Source organism: Brevibacillus sp. AG, assembly GCF_028369215.1.
Lineage (GTDB): Bacteria > Bacillota > Bacilli > Brevibacillales > Brevibacillaceae > Brevibacillus > Brevibacillus porteri.
Genome location: NZ_JAQMYO010000012.1, coordinates 45,838 through 64,717, shown reverse-complemented (window position 1 = coordinate 64,717; position 18,880 = coordinate 45,838). Strand labels below are relative to the sequence as shown.

Annotated in this window: 15 protein-coding genes; 5 read left to right on the top strand and 10 right to left on the bottom strand. The window is 39.1% G+C overall.

The window, feature by feature from the left end:
• Positions 1-11: 11 nt before the first annotated feature.
• Together POF51_RS26045 and POF51_RS26040 are read right to left on the bottom strand one after the other, a co-directional pair.
• Entirely contained in the window at positions 12-641 is a 630-nt protein-coding gene (locus POF51_RS26045; RefSeq protein WP_271756367.1) for a hypothetical protein, read from the bottom strand.
• An 830-nt stretch (positions 642-1,471) separates the two neighbouring features.
• Complete coding sequence (locus tag POF51_RS26040; RefSeq protein ID WP_271756366.1) at positions 1,472-1,690, bottom strand: hypothetical protein; 219 nt, start codon at positions 1,688-1,690, stop codon at positions 1,472-1,474.
• A 72-nt stretch (positions 1,691-1,762) separates the two neighbouring features.
• Between POF51_RS26040 and POF51_RS26035 the strand changes: the two genes are divergently transcribed.
• Positions 1,763-2,134 (top strand): hypothetical protein, encoded by a 372-nt coding sequence (locus POF51_RS26035; protein ID WP_271756365.1) that lies wholly within the window; start codon positions 1,763-1,765, stop codon positions 2,132-2,134.
• A gap of 345 nt (positions 2,135-2,479) precedes the next feature.
• Here the strand turns inward: POF51_RS26035 and POF51_RS26030 are convergent, their stop codons facing one another.
• The 5 genes from POF51_RS26030 to POF51_RS26010 form a co-directional block, all read right to left on the bottom strand.
• Positions 2,480-3,997, bottom strand: coding sequence for a hypothetical protein (locus tag POF51_RS26030; protein WP_271756364.1), 1,518 nt, complete (start codon positions 3,995-3,997; stop codon positions 2,480-2,482).
• A 373-nt stretch (positions 3,998-4,370) separates the two neighbouring features.
• Entirely contained in the window at positions 4,371-5,336 is a 966-nt protein-coding gene (locus POF51_RS26025) for a MarR family winged helix-turn-helix transcriptional regulator (protein WP_271756363.1), read from the bottom strand.
• A 43-nt stretch (positions 5,337-5,379) separates the two neighbouring features.
• Positions 5,380-6,324: a hypothetical protein gene (locus tag POF51_RS26020; RefSeq protein WP_271756362.1), complete on the bottom strand. Its 945-nt coding sequence runs from the start codon at positions 6,322-6,324 to the stop codon at positions 5,380-5,382.
• Positions 6,321-9,653, bottom strand: a complete 3,333-nt coding sequence (locus POF51_RS26015; protein WP_271756361.1) for a type IV secretory system conjugative DNA transfer family protein — start codon at positions 9,651-9,653, stop codon at positions 6,321-6,323. The genes POF51_RS26020 and POF51_RS26015 overlap by 4 nt, the downstream gene beginning before the upstream one ends.
• The gene (locus tag POF51_RS26010) at positions 9,650-10,954 is read right to left on the bottom strand and encodes a replication-relaxation family protein (RefSeq protein ID WP_271756360.1); all 1,305 of its coding nucleotides are present in this window, start codon (positions 10,952-10,954) and stop codon (positions 9,650-9,652) included. Before POF51_RS26010 ends, POF51_RS26015 begins: the two co-directional genes overlap by 4 nt.
• Before the next feature lie 924 nt (positions 10,955-11,878).
• Between POF51_RS26010 and POF51_RS26005 the strand changes: the two genes are divergently transcribed.
• Both POF51_RS26005 and POF51_RS26000 read left to right on the top strand, forming a co-directional pair.
• Positions 11,879-13,219, top strand: coding sequence for a hypothetical protein (locus POF51_RS26005; RefSeq protein ID WP_271756359.1), 1,341 nt, complete (start codon positions 11,879-11,881; stop codon positions 13,217-13,219).
• Positions 13,220-13,247: 28 nt separating this feature from the next.
• Positions 13,248-13,865, top strand: a complete 618-nt coding sequence (locus POF51_RS26000; protein WP_271756358.1) for a hypothetical protein — start codon at positions 13,248-13,250, stop codon at positions 13,863-13,865.
• Positions 13,866-14,368: 503 nt separating this feature from the next.
• Here the strand turns inward: POF51_RS26000 and POF51_RS25995 are convergent.
• A complete protein-coding gene (locus tag POF51_RS25995; RefSeq protein ID WP_271756357.1) occupies positions 14,369-14,848 on the bottom strand; it encodes a GNAT family N-acetyltransferase in 480 nt (159 codons plus the stop codon).
• Positions 14,849-15,065: 217 nt separating this feature from the next.
• Positions 15,066-15,482 (bottom strand): GNAT family N-acetyltransferase, encoded by a 417-nt coding sequence (locus POF51_RS25990; protein ID WP_271756468.1) that lies wholly within the window; start codon positions 15,480-15,482, stop codon positions 15,066-15,068.
• A 1,407-nt stretch (positions 15,483-16,889) separates the two neighbouring features.
• Between POF51_RS25990 and POF51_RS25985 the strand changes: the two genes are divergently transcribed.
• Positions 16,890-17,618, top strand: coding sequence for a hypothetical protein (locus POF51_RS25985; RefSeq protein ID WP_271756355.1), 729 nt, complete (start codon positions 16,890-16,892; stop codon positions 17,616-17,618).
• A 53-nt stretch (positions 17,619-17,671) separates the two neighbouring features.
• Here the strand turns inward: POF51_RS25985 and POF51_RS25980 are convergent, their stop codons facing one another.
• Entirely contained in the window at positions 17,672-18,115 is a 444-nt protein-coding gene (locus tag POF51_RS25980; RefSeq protein WP_271756353.1) for a hypothetical protein, read from the bottom strand.
• 245 nt (positions 18,116-18,360) lie between these two features.
• Between POF51_RS25980 and POF51_RS25975 the strand changes: the two genes are divergently transcribed.
• On the top strand, positions 18,361-18,747 hold the full coding sequence (locus tag POF51_RS25975) for a hypothetical protein (RefSeq protein WP_271756467.1): 387 nt from the start codon (positions 18,361-18,363) through the stop codon (positions 18,745-18,747).
• Positions 18,748-18,880 lie beyond the last annotated feature (133 nt).

The window sequence follows — 18,880 nt, the reverse complement described above, 5'->3', positions numbered from 1 at the left end:
AAAACGGGAATCTACATCCAATATGAGTGGTAAACAACTGCGTACTCTCGTGAATCTGCCAACCAGAAAATATGTGCTTCTTGTGCAGGAGAACCAAAGATCGTACCGTACGTATCACAATTCGAGTCAAAACGATTGCCAACGATTGTTGTGGAGGCACCTATGTAATCAGATGAATAGCAATGATTTAAGAGGATTTCGGAGGCATCCGAGTATCTGATCAGGTAGTATGACCCTTCTGATTTATCGCGGTACTGTTCTTCGAATGCAAGTATTCGTTCTAGCACGTATAGATCAAATAAAGATAAGTGATAGGCTTCAATGTCCTTGTAGCTTACTTCCGATCCCATGGTGGTGCTGGTATTTACCTGAATCTTATGTTTCTCTTTTGTTTTTGTTCGAAGGGCTGTATATATATTTGTACTTCCCGCGTAAATGGAGCAATTGGAAAGTGCTTTAAGTATGATGCTATCAATGAGGTGATCTGTATGAAAGAGGCTCTTTCTTGCTAAATAGGAGCCTAATACCTCTGACCTTCCGCATTCATTCTTATATTTTTCATAGTGCTGACGAGTTCCGTACTCTAAAATGTAATGTCCATGATCATGCATGTATTCTAATTCTTCTAGCAATAGATCCAAAGGTTACCCACTCCTTTTCATCCAATTCGTATCAGTTGGTGTTTGTATTTAACAAGCAAATTGCCATAGTCTATGAGAAACTACATGCACCAAAACGAATGGTATATGACTACATACTCCCTTGAATCTTCTAACCAGAATATGTACGCTCGTTGTGCTTTCGAGTGGTAGAGTGATCCATATGTATCACAATTCGAGTCGAAGCAATTTCCATCGATCGTTTCCGATGGACTAATGTAGTCAGATGCATTGCAATGATATAAGACGATGTCCGAGGGATTCGAGTATTTTACCAGCTTGTATGATGATCCATCCGCTCTATTAAAGTACTGCTCCTCAAAAGTGAGTATTCGCTGAAGAACGCTGAGATCAAATAGTGAAAGGTGATAAGCTTCCATTTCTTCAAGAAATACTTCCGAAGGATTTGGATTGGTATTTACTTGAATGATGTGCTTCCCTTTTGTTGCGTTTTGAAGAGCAGAGTATGACTCGATAGCACCCTGGTACAGGCTGTTCCTAGACATTGCTTTAAGGAAGATACTATCCATAAGGTGATCCTGGTGAAAGAAGCGTGTTCTCGCTAAATAGTAGCCAACAACCGTTGATCGCCGGCATTCATTCAGATATTTTTGATAGTCACAACGCGTACCATATTCCAAAATATATTGGCCATGCTCATGCATATCCGCTTCCATTTCTTCTAGTATGGATAGCAAAAGGAACCGCTCCCTTCTTACCTCTTCCTTTTCAGTAGATTCATACTTCTTACTATCTGAATAAATCCGATGAAACTTACAACTGGCGATAAGAAGACATACTAGTCAAGATAACTATTGTTTTGTAAAATGAGTCTCAAAAAATACGTCTAATTCACTTGATGTCGAGTCCCTGATAATGTGGCTTTTACCCATATCATTCTTTGCTTTAATAACAGGGAATACGTTGTATCCATCTTTGTATGTGGACTTGTATCCTTTGTACTCCTTCCCCTTCGTAAACGCTGTCTCTCCGGTATTCATAATGACGTCTTCTTTACATATCAGATTCATTTCTCTTCCCTCCATAACTACTTTGTTAAAATGAAATTTGTTATCCTTAGATAAAAAAGGTTGTGCCACATTATGAAACCGTTCTACCTTATAGAAGAAGCGGTATTGGATAACGGAATAAAATGTCTACGCATAGAGCTTCCAGCTGGTTTTGAATCCATCTCGGATCTTCTTACCTCTGACATAAGTACATCTTCAGCGCCTTGGTATCTGGATATTATAGATAGAGTTATCTCAGGTTTATCGAACTTTGAACAATGTAGAGGCAATGCTTGTCGCTTAGAAATTTACAGTGATACGACACATGTGATAAATTATCTGTTTGAGAATATAGAAGACAATCATGTATATAGTTTTAAATGCAGCATTTCTACGATGTTTCTGAAAAAACTTATCCAAGAATGGGTAAAGGAACTTGCAATATTCGAATCAAAAAACATGTAGCTAGACTCTTTGAGCATTTTGTTTAACCTTCCCGCTGTATAACTATCTCTACCTAGTCGGATTGTGTACAGTATCTTCACCTTCTGGCCTAGTCATTTTTTTGATGTAACCTTGGAGCCTTCTTTCAAATTCCTCAGCTAAGAATGATGCCAATTCAGGTAGCTCTTCTATGGAAATACGGCAGCTGGCAAGAATGCTTTGGATTGCTTCATCGTCGCCTAATATGTAAGACCGTTTGTTGTATTCCTTAATGACATTCTGAAATTTTGTACTCATCTATATTCCCATAAGTTAATTTGGGGTTCAGGAGCGGGATTCCCTTGATCATCCGAAGTATTGTGCATGTCACTGTAAGTGCTTGATTCCTTTTATTAACAGGGGTTTAGTACCTGAAATGGAGCTCCGGAAAACTGAAAGGGTCTTAAGCGTTAGGTCTGGATGCATCTTCTCAAAATCCTCAAGTAAATCGATTTCTGACCTAAGAAAGAAATGCAGATGTGGATCGTATAAACTGACATCTATTATCCGATTCGGAAACGATGCCAAGATTGTTTCAAAGTGTGAGATAGAACACATATTGCGAAGCAAACGAAAGTCACGTACTCCACAGGTGATAAAGACACCTCTTTTACGTCCACGCTTGAGTAGGTGGCCATCCCGATAATCACGATAGAGATAACTTGTTCCTTCGGTAATAACAATGGAGTGATCAGTTAGATTTGATCGATGCAGCGCATATTGTTCCAGAGTTGCTAACCATAATGTTTGGAGTAAGGATCGGGAAGTGTCTGATCCCCATTGATCATTGATGTAGACAAGGAGAACTCCTCCCGAATTAAAGTGTTCAATAAGAGGATGGACATCTTTCCCTATCAAAAAGTTACGGAAAGCTTTGTTGGTACTGAGGAACATGCAGGTACTCAACACATCTGATAAGTGCTCGGAATAGGTATCCTGTATAACTCTCTCTTGTTCGTGAGGGTGTCCGGACGGATAAAGGATCTTCTCGACCTGTGTTTGTTGTAAATAGAGAAGCGGAGTCCCGCGTTGTTGAGTCACATAGCAAAGTGTAGTTCTAGATACGGTTCTCTCCTGGTAACAGGATTCCATAAACCGTACAATGCTTCGCATTTCTCCAATGTTTGCGCTGTACTTGGGATGATTTTGGTCAAGATAATGGGCAAGCATCTCTAATGTTCGAGTAGCTTTTACGACTAATACTGGATCGGCATACATTCGTAGCCATTCATCGATGGTGCATTGGGTGCTTTCAAATATTGAATGGTACGTATCAATGATTACTGGCCGATTATGCCCCCTTTCGTTCTGATTGCTTTCTGAGAGATACAGAATAATGGATTGAAATTGATGCAGGAACTTTAAAAGTAAGGTATGGGCCAGTACATGTTCTTCTGCTAATGGATGCAATTTCTTGGTAGAGTCAGATAGCGTAGAGATCAATTTAAGGAGGACAGCAGCTGCTTGATGAGGTGTACCTTCTAACGGATTTAGATGCCACGGAATATCATCAGACTGCCAGGTCTGCACTGACCGGTATACAGATGAGCTTATGAGCTCCTTTGCCTCTTCAAATTGATTTGGATCTTGTATCAAAAGCGTAATTCCGGATAATTCGCGTTCAGATGTTTTCTTTTCCAATTTCATTAGGTCTTGTTGAATGAGTGGCAACAGATAATTGCTCCATATGTTCGACTCAGCTGCTCCCCCGATAATGAAGGGACTACTCCTGTCTGTGGAAGAAAGAGTGACAAGAGCGGGAGCGGGGCCACAATCATGTTGAATTCTTTCCCCGATAATAATGGTGGAACCGTCCAGCAAGACGGAGGACAACGTCTGTTCCATGTTCGTATCTCCTCTTAAAATAATTTGGGGACTTGTTAAAACGGTAAGAAAGATCCGCTGGGTATTCCGATAAGAAGGCCGATGAGTGGAGCGAACTGCCTTGGATATATTGTAGGATCACGCAATATTAGGATGATCGGAATGAGAAAGATGATGAATAGAGGTGCATAAAATAGCTCGTTTTGATAAATCGATTGTAGTGAGCAGCTGATGATTGCAATAAGGAAAGAAATGAATCCTGACCTGAAAGATTTCATTAAAGCCTCCTAATACAATGTTGCTCTGTTACGCTAAGATTGTTCTGGTTTGTTGGGAAGAACAATCTATGGAGAAACAGAATAAGTGAGAAGAGAGGGCGTTCCCCTCTCTTCTCTTAATAATCGTCTGCATAATCTTCGGCGTTTCCATAAGGGAGTCTGACTGCTTCAAGATTCGATTTACCTAAGGCAATAATGCCTTGTTCAAACCCAAGCGGGCTAAATAGGTGTTCATGACTGATAAACCAGATATGCGGGTAATAATCTCTGTACGAATTGGCAAGATGATGAATTTCATAGGCTTGAATCAATTGGGTAATGCTTGAATTGCTTGGAACAATGAACACAAAGGCGAAGTTTTCATCCAATAGCTTTTCACCACGTTGAGCAAATTCGGTTAAGCTTGCAATACGCTGGTGAAGGAAATGGTCAACTTTAGACATGCCTGAAATACGGTCCATCAAAAGATGAAAGCGTCCGTCAGGCAGTGCAATGGTTGCGGAACATGCAACCTTTCCGAACGAAGAGATTTCTTTGTGATCTGTCCAAGAAATAAGGGCGTTGGCCTCTATTAGTTGTAATTTGATCTCATTTGATCCAATTAAATTGATTGGAAGCTTTGGATAGCGAAGGTAATCTGAACTTCCAAGGCAATGAGTTCCAGGAGCAGTGAGGCGAATATAATCTTTCCCGGTATCCGTAAGCGTTATAATTCCTGGATACTTCTCATTAGGGTTGCGCTCCCCTGTAAACTTCCTTCGTTCCAAAAGCCCCCATACTTCCAGTAAGTCTACTCTTTTGTAGATCATGCTATTTGTGAGTGGTTTACACGCCCTGCGAATCTGTTCTTCGGTTATCGCCTTTGCCATTGCGATTGTAAGTAGAATCTGATGATCGTTTTTGGTAAGTACGCCTGAATGTTTTGCTTGAACAGCGTATTTTGCCATGGGATAGCGGTACTTAGATTCAACGACCTTCACCTGCCAAGTTGGTACATCCCATTTACTTAAGCTACCGTCACTAAAGGTATAGGAGATGGTAGGAGCGTTTCTTGCTACCTTCAGATTTGAAGAATCAGCCACCCTGAGTCCCCCTTGTTGAGGAACTACAGGGTGTTGATTATTCTTACTCATTGTCTGCGAGTTGTTCTTGCTGCTTTCTTGCCTCACGTCGACTGATGGTGACGAACTTGTTGTATTTACTTGTCTCATTGAAAGCGTTCTCCTTCCGATTGATCACCTTTACGATGGAACCGCGTCCTTTACGCTCAGTCTCATTAATGAAATCCAATCGGATATTGACGGTGTCACCAGTCGCTGGGGGAACAAGACCATGACGTGGGGTGCAACGGAGCACGATATTTTGATTTTGAATTTTGACAAAGTAGCCTTGCCACTTATCGTTTTCATACAACGATACGTTTACAACTTCTCCCGCATAATGTTCGCCTACTTTCATGCGATCGGTAATACCGATCCAAGGATCAGGGAACATCGATTTCCGAGAAACTTGAATGATCTTTTCCTCTGTCCAAATACGAACTACTTGTAGTTCAATTTCATCCCCAGCTTGCAAATTGATATCTTGAGCTCTTTGAGGAATATATGAATGGTCCCAGTCTTCCTTGTTCATCCACACATTTTGACCAAAGACATTAAAATGGATTTTTCCGGTCTCTACGTTCATACTTCTAAAATTCGCTTGTACGATCTGTTCGGTTCTAATCGTATTCCATAGATTCTCTTTCAAGATCTCCAATGCTTTAATACGGTTAAGTAGAATGACGCTATTTCTCTCGTCGACGCGTTCAACTAGGAAAGGTTCTTCATATCCTACAAAGCCAATGAGAGATTCGAACTTATACTCATCAAAATCGTTCACTTCGCAGATGCCAATGGTTCCATCAGGGAATTGGACCTCAACTGCTTCATAGGTAAGGGTTTCTCCATTTACTTGCTTCGAGCTATGTTTATGGTGGGTAATGACTCCTGTAAGCAAGGTTCGTTGTCGTTGGAACCCTCTAAATTCAGCTGTTTTTTCAGGTGTCAATTTGAATTGGTCAAAACTCATTCGTCTTCTCCTCCATTGTTATCTTTTTGGGGTTTATGTTCTTGGGCAACTGACACGAAAGCTTTTAACAATTCTTGCGTATCGGCCGGCTCAGGTGCTTCACGGAAATTTTCAGCTTCTATCACCTTTGCCGTAAAATCACGATTATTTTGGTGAGTCTCATTCTTGTTTCTTGCCACTTTTGTCCCTTGTGGAGCGGGACTCGGCATGAGCTTTGAAATGTCCACATTGGCAAACGGATTTGAGGGAGTCTCTTCTTGCTTATTCGTTAAAGTAGCTGGAGAGGGAGCTGGCTCTCTAAGTACCGGTTTAGAGTATTGCTTATCTTCTTGTATAGGCTTTGGCACTTGTTTATCTAGAGTGAGACTCCGCTGTGCTTCATGGTGAACGACGTTGTTGGTTACATGCTGGCCCATCACTCGACCGGGTTTTAGAGAAGTATTAACTTGTCGTTTCACTTGTTCCATTGGAACCCGCTGTGATTGGTCCCTTTGTTGTCGAAGAGATTGTACCTGTATCCTTTTGCTATCGACTTCGTGGAGATTTGAATAGCTTTCCTCTTCCCCAGATAAGACAAGAGTTTCTTCCAGTGCTCTCTCGTTCTCGGAGCTCGTTACTGGGTACTCTCGTTCTCTTTCCTCAACTAGATCGGTTACTGCTGGTGGAACAGTGTTTTGGGATACCATTGGTAAACTAAAATCGAACGGTTTCACATTATTACTACTTGGATTACGTATGGGTACCACTGGTATTTGTTTGTTGTTGTCTTCTTCATTACGATCACTTGTACCGGTTTTTTGGGTTACTGGATTTCTGGATGATACCTGTTCTGTGTTATCCAGACCTGGGTGATCATCTTCCAAATCTTCGGACGTATACGTAATGTCTTTACCGTTTAAAAAATCTTCTGCTTCCCTATCAATCAAACCGCAAACGTAATTTCCTTTAGTCACGGGACCTTGGGATGCTTCATAGTGGATTCGTTCGATCCATGCTTGAAGTGCATGAGGCTCCGGTTTTTCTTTGGCGTTTTTAAACTCACTTTTTGGTACAAAGTCTGCTTTAACTCGTCTGGCTATCTGTTGTTCATTATCGATATTCAGTTGCAATACCGCTTCGTATTTCTTACTTTGTGAGATCTCATGTGGAGCAAAACGTGGTACTTCAACTAACTGATACTTTTCGCTTTCTGTCATACCAGGTGAATCTTGTGTGGCAGCAGAGAATGTTCGACCTTCGGCTGTTTGGTATACTTTTTTAGTACCAAAGTACTTAGAGAAGTACTCCGCATCGAGTAGCGGGACACCTTGATAAACCATTCGATTACGATGTACACCGATGATGGTTTCTAAGTAAGCCTTGGAGAATCTACTCTCCATTTGAGCCATCGTTTGCATACCAATCGTAACGAATCCTCCATATTTCCGGGCATTTGCCGGGAAGTCAGGGTAAGATTCGTAAGCATACTTTGGAAATTCGTCTACCACGATGTGATGCCCGGGTGGTTGTCCTTTTGAGATATCGCGACGATACACAGCTTGTACCATAGATTGAAGCATGATTTGAGCGAAATACCCCGATAATTTCCCCATGATACCGTCAGCTGTGTTGATTAATAGAATTCCGCCTGTACGTAGGGTTACATCTAAGTCCAAGCCACTATCTCCAAACATAACTCTTCTGAAGTATGTGTTTGATGACATTTGATTCAAGACGTTGGTCAAACCTGTAATCTTGTCGGCGTAAGTATCAACGATCTCTACTTCCCCGAAATGAGGACTATCTGGCGGGTATAGTGTGACTTCTCCTCTGTAATTGGTTTTAAATGTTACTTTGTCATTCACGAAAGCGGATGTTTGTTCAATGATCGAATAGTACGAGAGATCGTCACCCTGAAATTGATTTTCCCAGTCTTCGGGTAGAAGTACTTTCAGGGAACGGGCTGCTTGTTTTGCCAGCCAAGGGTCTCGGTAGAGTTTCATGAGCGTATCGAGCGTACATGCATTATTTCCGAAGATCGCCTTATAGGAAAGGATAGGCTTCCCTATAGTTGGGTCGATCGGGTCGGGATAAGTAGGAGCGTCTGTACGAATAATTCTTTCCACTTCTTCTCTTGCGTCATGGAGTAATTTTACAAGAAGAATGTGATAGTACAGATGAACAGCTTGCGTGTTTTTGTAAAAATCCTCTTGGTCTGGTTGGAGCCCCTCTAGCACAAAGACAAAGGTTGCTGCTACGGTTTCGGCAGGACCGCGGAGAGGATTGTAACTCTTACTATCCTTGTTTTCAGGGTCTAAGTAAAATATCGCTTCGTCTGGAATACCGTGAGCTTTTGCCAATCGATAAGACTTTGAACATAGGTCATTACTCGGATCGATAATGGTTAGACCAGATAATCGTTGAGATAAGGTCTGGTAGTCATCGGTCTGAAAGTTGTTGATATACTTCACAAGATGTTTCATATCAAGCCGAATGATTGGCAAAAGAGCAGCAGCGGACTTACCGGTTCCGATTGATCCTACGATGATCGTATGTGTAGCTCGATCAAGACCACGCATGATAGCCTTTATTTTTCCAGCTGTATCAACATAGATACCAATACAGATATCAGCAAATGCTCCAGAGCGCTGCATTTCAGATACACCCTGAATCAAATGGTGTTTAAATTCGTATTCTCCAAACCATTCGTGCCATCGCTCTGCATGTTGCATTAACAGACCAGTAAACCATGCTAAAAAGTAATAGACTGCGTAGAGCGGTAAAAATAGCACACCCCACGTGAACCAGACCACATTATCTTCTAAAAACAAATTCATAGCTGGTGTTTTGCCCACGTACTGTACCATGATGCCAGCAATCCATGGGGTAAACATCACTTTTACTGGGATGGAAGCCCATGACGCCCATTTGAAAAATACAGTAAGGATTGCTGTATAGAAGACAATATAACGGAATACCAGTTTCTTGAGTTGGTTCACTTTTGTACTAAACAACCAAGTAGATAACCCTAAGAGGAACACATACAAAAATGATAAGAAGCCAATATCTTTTGGGTTGAAGTAAGTTAACATAAAGACTGACTTCCACATTCCATCTTTCACATTCTCTAACACAATCGTTTTAGTCCACATTTCGGGTGGATATTCCCAAATAACTATTATCTGTAGGACTGATCCGATGATCGAAAGAATGGTAAGAATGGTAAGAAAGGTAGTAAGTAGGAGCGGGACACCTCTGATAAAGGATTCAAGTCCAATCTTTTGAAAGGATTCCTCTACCCTTTTTCGTGACCGATGTAGTAAAGGAATTTTGGATCTTTCTTTACTCAAAGGAGATCCACCTCAATTCTTTGCCACTTCCGCTTGCTTTCTGACCATATCCATGAATGCTTAAGACCTTTTTGACTTAACGTCTGAACATCTACTGAGTAAATGTTATTGAAAGTTTGTAAGGCAGGGATATCATTTAAGCGTTTCTCGTGGGAGTCATGGATAACATATACATATCCTTTGTACTCGGCGTTGTTCATACTTGATGCAAGAAGGCATAAGTCTCGGCTTTGAATTTCAGAAAGACATGATCCAGGTTCAACTTTTAACTGAAAGATAACCTTGTGTTTAGAATTAGCATTCTTTCTATACAAGAAATGGACCTTGTCGCAATGCGGAATTTCCTTACCTAGTTTCATACAGGCTTCTAGGTATGTGTATTCTGCTGTGAGACCAGATGAATTCGGATCATAGGTCATCTTAAGTGTTTCTGAAAAAATATCTCGTTCCAAAGGATCGATTAATCTGGACAAGTTACTCATCATCCACCCTGATGTAATGGGGATTGAACCTTCACAAACCTCAAGTCTGCCTTCACGAATGAATTCACCCAAATACTCTATTGCTAAGTTTTTGATGTGTCTTCTTCGCGTGATGTTTTTCTCGGTGTGGGAAGTAAAGAGTATGACATGGTTCCCACTTTGAGGATTATCCTTAAACCACTCTGCATAGTTTCGGAACTTTGTAGTAAGCTTCTTAAGGTTTTCGGTACCCATATCCAATTCAAGGTTAATCGTTACATTAGTCCGGCCAATTCTTATTATCCAATCTGGTCTATGTGTTACTTGACCAAGCTTGTTAACGTAATTTGGTACGCGTTTCGGCTCTTTAAACAAGATTCCAAGACTAGCGAACTTTTCTTGACCATAAATGGATCGAAACGATTGGATGAATTCAACTATCCAGTTCTGTGTATGGAAGTGATGAGGGAGTAATCGATCAGAAATCATTAGTTCTTTTGCTTCTAAGTGATTCTTTTCGATTATTTTGTTGTTTTGACCGTAACGATTAAACGGAATCTCTAGAAGCGTTACACTCCGTTCTACTCCATTCTCAGTCAAGTAGTACATGTAAATTGGATTCCCCACAATTCCGATTTGAGCTAAACGCCGTCTTTTCACTAGGCCAATTTCAATTAATACTTTCAAACGGCGATTAATTTTTTGCCGAAACTTCTGCTCCACATCGTATCCGCAAATAATACAGATTTGTGGAAGGGTCAAATGCCGATGATCGTACAAAGTGACCAGTATAAGGTTATCTAAATCTTCCGTGGCTTTTTTTGTAAGGGTTTCGGCCACGTATTGCTCCCCTCCCTTCTCCGGAAAAGCAAAAAAACCGAGCAAAAGTATAGGTGTACTAAAGTACAACTACTACTGATGCTCGGTATGTCCGACGCGAATTATTTGGTTTGATATTACGAAAACACTATACCATGGTTCCCAAGAAAAAGGAAATAGGATCAGCGGAAAAAGTGTAAATAATTCCTCTCTTTTTGAAAAATCTTTTAAGCTATATTATTTCTGGGTTTTACCCCCCTGCACATAACTTACATTCCTCAAGGAATTAATTACACTTTCATATCAGTAGAATATGCTTGGCTTTATTAGGTATTGTTGCTCTTTGCAATTGAGATTAATTGTGTAATTAAAGCTGTAATTAAAACTGCTTGTCGGTAAAACGGTTTTTTACTTCGTTGTTAGTATCCTATGAAGGCATATTTAGATTGGAGAGGGTCCACGCTTTGTTGAAATGATAGGTAAACTAATATGATCACAATGCTTGATAACAAGTGGCGTTATATTCTACTTAGGTAATATGTGTGCTGCCATCCATGAAGAAGGTGTTATATCAGATAGATTTGTAAATCTGAAGATATTTCCAATCAATAACGAGGATTTTAATGGATTTTGGCGTAGATTTTTGACGCTGTTCATTGCGTGCTGAAAAGGTTAACAATTCTAATACTTTGTTGATATTTGAAGTGTAATTAACCCTGTAATTATTAATGATGTATGAATTACAGTTGAGCGTAGATCGAATACTCCACCAGCACAGAAGAATGTGTAAGAGTAATCAATGATTCAAATATATACTTATATATATAAACATGATCATGTTATATTTATATATATGCTATGTTCATGTTTATACTTGATGGTACTGATTTGAAATGTTAAAATAGTCTTGTGCATACCATATTCTTCTTATAAAGGGTGAATTCTATGAGTAAAAACGAGGAAAACGTTCAATACCTCTTTTCAGGTGGAGATGCGGGTAATACGAATATTAAAGTTAGTTATCTTGATAACTCAGGTAACATAAAAGACTTAATAATCCCAACGATAATTGCTAATGCACCGGCTCATATTAGTGATCTGGGAAGTTCAAAAGCAGTTAACCCGACTGATAATATACATATACTGCTAAAACCAATTGACACAGATGGCTTCATTAAGGGTGGATATTATTTTGTAGGGCTAGCTGCGAAGCTATCAGAAAACCCAGTTGAGGCTCAAGATAGCGTTCATAAACATGATTCTCAACTACACATGATTGCTTTAATCACTGGTGAGGCAATTGCTGGCCTAGAAAATGGATTGGAAGGAAAGGTAGTTGCCCCCCCTTCTTACGGATTGCCTGTTGAACTCGTAAAATCCGGAGCTAGTGCATCGTTTTTGAATCGAATGAAAGGTTCTTTTGAAATAACCTTTATCGATGGTTTTTATAAGGGCAAGACTATTACAATTAAACATGAAGTTGATGAGAACCGTCCGGTAAGGGACTATATTCATGCAGAAGCAACCAAAGCTGGCTTGGGTTTAGGGTTTGACATCAAGAAGTTTGAACTTGAGGAAAATGATGTGGATGAAAGTATTGTAGATCCTGAGAAACCTTTAATTATTAATGATCCAGGTGGGGTTACGTGCGATATAGCTGTGTTTGAAGCGAATGGGATCAATCCTACTCTTTCTACTACTTACATCGAAGTACCAAAAGAGTTCGAACAAGCAAATTTAGAAAAGTATGTTGGCAAAAAAGTTGGCGGTAATCACGTTGTTGAAACGCTACAAGAATTGGTTAATAAAGCAATTGTCGATGTGCATAAGGAGAATAACCTTCCTATTTTTAACGATTCCTTTTTCAGAGACAGAGCTGAGTTTATCGATGTTGTTTTAAAGCCATACACGGAGTCCCTAGTAAAGGGCGAGAAAGAACCGAAAATTGTTCGTTCTTTCGGTTATGTAGCAAATTTGGATCTTACAGATATTGTGGTACCTGTGTTAGATGAGTATGGAGAAATGATTTATTACCTAAATATGTTAACCCGCCAAAAAGCTAGTACGATTCAAAATAACATGATCGCTGGTGGTGGAGTCATACTTGGTTATAAAGTGTTGCGGGAAAGGCAACAATTGGCTAATGGTAGTAAATTGTATGAACTACCGCCTGAGGATAAACTGCATATTAGCATTTACATTAACTCCCGTGGATATCTTGTAGAATCATTCTTAAAAAATCCAGATATCGTTGAGAAATTAAAGAAGAAACCCGTAAAAAAATGATTTCGATGATTAGAAAGGAGGCGGAGAGTTGACGAAGGAAACTAAAGAAAAATCCGGTTTTGTTCAAGGCAAGTCTTCGCCTCTACTCCCCGACAAGACAGCTAAATGGGTTGAACCGTTTAATGATCTGCTCACTGAAATAAATACTGAGTATACTGATCATCCCCTACTTAAGGAATTGGGTTCTCGGCCATCAAGAAATGGTCTAGTACAGCTGTTAATCACGATTGGACTTGAGACAGTTGAAAAGTATCACTCTAGAGTGTTTATTGATACAAAAGGATTATCGCAGGACTTAATTGATTTACTCAATACTCAAGCTGGTCAAATGGTTGTTTCTAATCTTTTATTAACGATGGATGGAAAATCAAATCACTCGATAAACCTATTTCAGCCATCTGAAAACACGTCTGCTTCAATTAATGTGGCTGTTCCGGCTGCGAAAATAATAAATCAGGCGCCTGCTATGAATACTACTGATGCTATTAAGGAAACGAGTGAAAATGCTGAGGTAAGAGTAAATGAACCAGTAATTGATCAATTTTCCTCTCAAGTCGGAAATGTAGAAAAAGAGGAGAAAAAGGTTAAGTTGAGTCCTGCTGAGAAAGCAAGATTGTATTCAGAGAGATCCACGCTTTCACCCTAGAAAATTTAGATTTCAATTACCATTATTCTGTTATAAAATGTATGCATACCCATTAAGGTATGCACATGAAAAGAGGAGCTGTTGGCTCCTCTTTTTTATTTTCTATTCTATTTCAGTTGACTCCTCTGCAAGTATTTTCCTCTCGTAAAGTTAGAGTGCTTTAACACGTATTTGTGTTCGGTCATTAGTGTTCAGCTGATATAATGTATTCCTACTGGCGGAGTCCCTATCGTTCAAAAACTTGATTTGTAGTAGTTACTGCGAGTCGTTATATCCCCCCTACCCTTTCCAAAGAAAACTGTTGAGTGGCTAGGATTTGTCTTCTTTCTTCATCAACGAGTGGATATAGTCGACTATTTATGTAATCATGCATAGAAAAATAGGTAATAGACTAATCAATCCTTCCATACAAAAAGACAAGTCCAATCACGGTAGACTGGCCTGGTTTATTGAGCTATCGACCTCGTTAGCGTAATCTTTCCTCACTGCTTTAACCCGAGTTATTAACTAACAAACACTTGTGTCTTTCTTCCAATTTCTATTCGCTCAGTAAATTTGCCCCCAGTGTATTCCTCAATTGTTTTTTTCCAAAAATGTTGTGCGGGCTCGTTACTATCTATTTGGTATACTTCCCATGGTCCCTTATGCATATTAAATATATCTTTAGCAACTTGTTTACCTAACCCTGACCTCCGAAATCTTTTCATAATAAAAAACTCGGCAATCGAAAAGTATGAGTCATCTTCATCTCTATTTATCAATTTGACCAAGACGAATCCAGCAATTTTCTCATTTAGTAATATTAAATATGGAAACCTATAGCAATCTGTCCAGTATTCGTTTAACGGATATTCACCAAATTTCCCGTTATCTTCAATCTGTAGATCCATAAACTCAGAGAAATCGTAAATATAGAATTGCAAAAGGTTGCTGAGTGTTTCCTTTTCATCCAAGGTCGCTCTCTTAATTTCATAGTTCTCCAATAAAATACCCCATTTAAGTAGTTTCCCCAAAATGTTCGATATTCAGTAAAATATTCAATACCCCTTTTTATGGTTCATTGTTCTAAACTGCTCGTTAGTTTAGCAAAGGCTGCCAGTATTAACACTGGCAGCCTCTGTTTGTATTTGTACCGCTATTGATACCCAATAACGTAATAAGTGACTTCCAGAGATCCGGCAACTACTTTTAGTACAGAAACTAAGAATCGAATACGTTAAACATTCCAGTCATATGTGGGGAATGGTTTTTAAAATCGAATTTCTCGTAAAAGGTTTCTTTTCCTTCAGATGCGAATAGGCCGACAAACGCGATCCCGTTTTCGATCCGACGTTTTTTGATGTAGGCAAGTAAATAATTTAGAATTTCAGTACCCAATCCTAATCCTTGCATAGAGGGACGAACCGCGACGTCCTGGATATAAAAAAACATATAGCCATCACCAACATTGCGTCCCATGCCGACCGGCTCCTCATTTACAGTTGCAACAACTCCATAAAGGGAGTTATTTAAAGAACTCCTCGACATTTCGGTATTAATGTTGCCCCAACCGACTGCTTCCCATAACACCTGGTGTTCCAAGACAGACGGTATACGTTCCTCGATTATATAATTTATGGCCGCCAAAAAATCCACCTTGCTTTCTTACAGATTTAGCGGCTAACTTTTGGTTACCGCCGATTTAAATGTATTTGATGTACTTCATGACACACACACCTTTCTGAGTAGTCATAATTTGATTCTGCAATTTTTTGTACTCTCCTGCCCGTTAGTTGAATAACTGGCGCCAGTATAACACTTTATTTCTCAGTCTACGGTCTAATACTTTATTTTCACGGAACATCATTAACAACCATCGACTCTGCAATCCCTATAAGAACTTCTGATTCGTAATAATGTGGACGACTGAAGTTGCATGGAAATCAAAAATGTAATCATCATACTGACCTTCGATTCTAATTTATTGCAAGAAAGAAGCATTTATTTTCATGTGTAGAATACAGGAGTGTTTTAATAAATCTTCAGTTAATCGGTTCTTAAGTTAATCATAATGCATCTCAAATACTGTGCCTTTCATAATATCCCCTCTTTATTAGTCAGGTTGCGTTTCCGAGAGATATGATCATATCGTTTTTTATTTTCTACGTATGGGAGAATTCCGAAATATGGCCTGACCCAAATCATACTATATATTGCCCTCCCACTCCCCTACTTTCTTTTGGTGATGAAGTAAGTTGCTATAAATCGGTTAAATGAATGTCAGTAATAGCTCCAACGGGCTATGCATTTGATTGATTGACTATGATCGAGTTGTTTTCAGAGTCAATCAATGTACATCGATGTGAATCGTGATGAAAGATAGTGAAGTTCTTGGGGTTATGAGCATCTAAAACCAATGCGCATCGAAATGAATCGATGTAGACTAAGTGGTATTGAATCGCGAATAGTTCAAGGCAGAAACTGTTGATTGATTGTGATTCATGAAATAAGTGATTCACATCGATTTAGATCGAAGTGCATTTATATAGATATGTTTATATATATGATCTATTCATGAATATAAATATATATAGGTAAGCTTGGGTGTATATAATACTTCTAGTGAATTGAAATGAAGAGTGATCGAGTACAATTGAGAGGATAATCGATATGCTTCGAATCAAAGTGCTTTAACTTGAGTGGTGATGATTGATCTAGCTGTAGCAAAATGAAGTAATTATAGTTAGTGAAGCGATCTGTGAAGTGAAATTTACTTATATATAAACATACATATGAACATGTTATAGATATAATTATATATATGTTTACTGTTTGTGACGGTAGGTCAATTATTGTGGAATGATTGAGATTGATCGAAGTATTTCCGAAGTCAACTAACCTGTATCGATCTGAATCAAAATTAGCATCGAACGTAAATAGCATAATCAATCATGATATAGCGATGTCCACCGAGGTAGATCATTGACAAGCAGAATAATATATGGAAAAGTAGAGTTAATATGTTTTATGGGGGAGGGGAGAAGAGTGAATAACTCAACCTCATCGGTTTATTTCTATACAAATGAAATAGCGAAGCAAGTAAATGCAGCAAACTCCACTATTTTAAGGTGGGCCGAAGAATTAACAAAAGTAGGCTATGAGTTTGAGAGAGATGAGGTAGGCGGTAAAGAGCAATACCGCTTCAATGAGGAAGACTTAGAAGTTTTACTGACTTTTAAGAAATATCGAGATTTAAACTTTAGTCTTCCAACTTGTGCAGTAAAAGTAATCGAAGAGAGAAAGACAATTCTAAGTCCGATCCATAAAGAACCAGTTGTTAAAGATGAAGGTCTAAGTCTATCAACTGAAAACGTAATTGATGACATAGTGGACCAGAAGCTTAGGGAAAAACTTGAACCATTTCTTGCTCATTTGCAAAAGGTAGATCAAAGGTTATTTGAACTTAAGGATTTTGAGGATCGCGTTCAAAACCTACCAGCTCCACCAACTCATGATGAGATTAGACGGATAGCTCGTGAAGAAGAGAAACTAAGAGCAAGGATAACATTTGATGTAAACACGAAACTAAGAGAACAAGCAATCAAACTATGGAATGAAAAGCCTGTAGCTGAACGTACAATAAAGGTATTCTTCAAACGAATTGAGAATGAAAGTCTTAAAAGTGAATTTATACGTCAATATATGGAGCAGCATTTTCAAGAAGAGTTCGATAAACAGTATCAAGAAATTGAAAAAGAGAGCGAAGGGGTATAAAATCAATACCTCTTTGCTCTCTTTTTTACTTAATTTAGAGTTTGTCTTGAAACTTAATACTTTATTTTTATTGGGACGATCTTTCCATTACCTTTAAGTCTGTGTCCAGGTGGAATTTCTGTTTGCATTTTAACTTCATTCTGGCTGCTAACCCAATCAGCTTTTAATGCAAGAATTTTCCTCTTTAACAAGAGAAGAGGTACGACTATAAACATACCCAAAAATAGCAAGGCAACCACTATTATCAATGCAACACTGAGATATCCGGATAGGATGACTCCGATAGTACCGAGAGTAATTATCTTCATTCCAGTTTCATGAGGCCATAACACCATATTCTCAGGCCAAATGCCAGTTTCAATTAAGCGTTGCCCAAAATATGATGACTCAATCCATGGTAGGTAATAGGGGGACGCTAAACATAATAAGATAATGAGTGCAATAGAGAGAATTCTAACAATGCCAGACTCAAAAATAACGTTTAAAAATGATAGCATTATTTCACCTTCTTTACCTACTTTTGTAAATCAATTATAACCGCAGACCAGTAATTGTACAACAAAAACTATCTTTCCATAATGCGATTTTGGTGTTAATCTATGGAAGACAAAAGAATGTAGCCGAGGAAATACCCGGCGTTAAACTTTCTACAGCTATTGCTATAGAGAGTTTAACGCCTTTTTGTGTTTTTTCTGAGAGCTACAGTAAACCAAAAGAGAAAGGGAGGTGAGAAGTTTTGAAAATGATTCGTGGTATTTTTGTTCTGGTGACAATGATGGTGCTTGTAATGTCCTTCGCAGGAGCGACTTTTGCGGCATCTGGTAATGCCGGTAACAGTAATAGTATCGGTGAGATTTTGGGGAATGAATTAATTAAATCAGAAGACGCAAACTTTAACGATCAAAAATTGCAATCTAGCCTTGCGAAGATTGTTGGGGTCGTAAGGCTAGTCGGAGCGGGCATTTGTTTTATTATGCTCGTCATTACAGGTATTTTGTTTTCAACATCAGGGAAAAACGAGCAGAGACGATCTGGTGCATTCTTATCTCTCATTGGTGTTGCTGCTGGAGTATTCATTATCATGCAAGCATCCATGATTGCAAGTTGGTTTGCATCAATCGGGACGTAACAAATGATTACCGCTAGTGTTTATTACACTAGCGGTTTCGCATTAGACAAGGGGAGAAGTCTATGAGGCATAGCAGATTTGTGGTTCTTCTCATATTAATGCTGCTCATTATGGTATTAAGTGGATGCTCACC

Excerpts from the sequence above, each read along its gene's own strand:
- POF51_RS26040 (WP_271756366.1), bottom strand. The coding sequence starts at position 1,690 with ATGAATCTGATATGTAAAGAAGACGTCATTATGAATACCGGAGAGACA.
- POF51_RS26035 (WP_271756365.1), top strand. The coding sequence starts at position 1,763 with ATGAAACCGTTCTACCTTATAGAAGAAGCGGTATTGGATAACGGAATA.
- POF51_RS25975 (WP_271756467.1), top strand. The coding sequence starts at position 18,361 with ATGATTCGTGGTATTTTTGTTCTGGTGACAATGATGGTGCTTGTAATG.
- POF51_RS26020 (WP_271756362.1), bottom strand. The coding sequence starts at position 6,324 with ATGAGTTTTGACCAATTCAAATTGACACCTGAAAAAACAGCTGAATTT.
- POF51_RS26005 (WP_271756359.1), top strand. The coding sequence starts at position 11,879 with ATGAGTAAAAACGAGGAAAACGTTCAATACCTCTTTTCAGGTGGAGAT.
- POF51_RS25980 (WP_271756353.1), bottom strand. The coding sequence starts at position 18,115 with ATGCTATCATTTTTAAACGTTATTTTTGAGTCTGGCATTGTTAGAATT.
- POF51_RS26030 (WP_271756364.1), bottom strand. The coding sequence starts at position 3,997 with ATGGAACAGACGTTGTCCTCCGTCTTGCTGGACGGTTCCACCATTATT.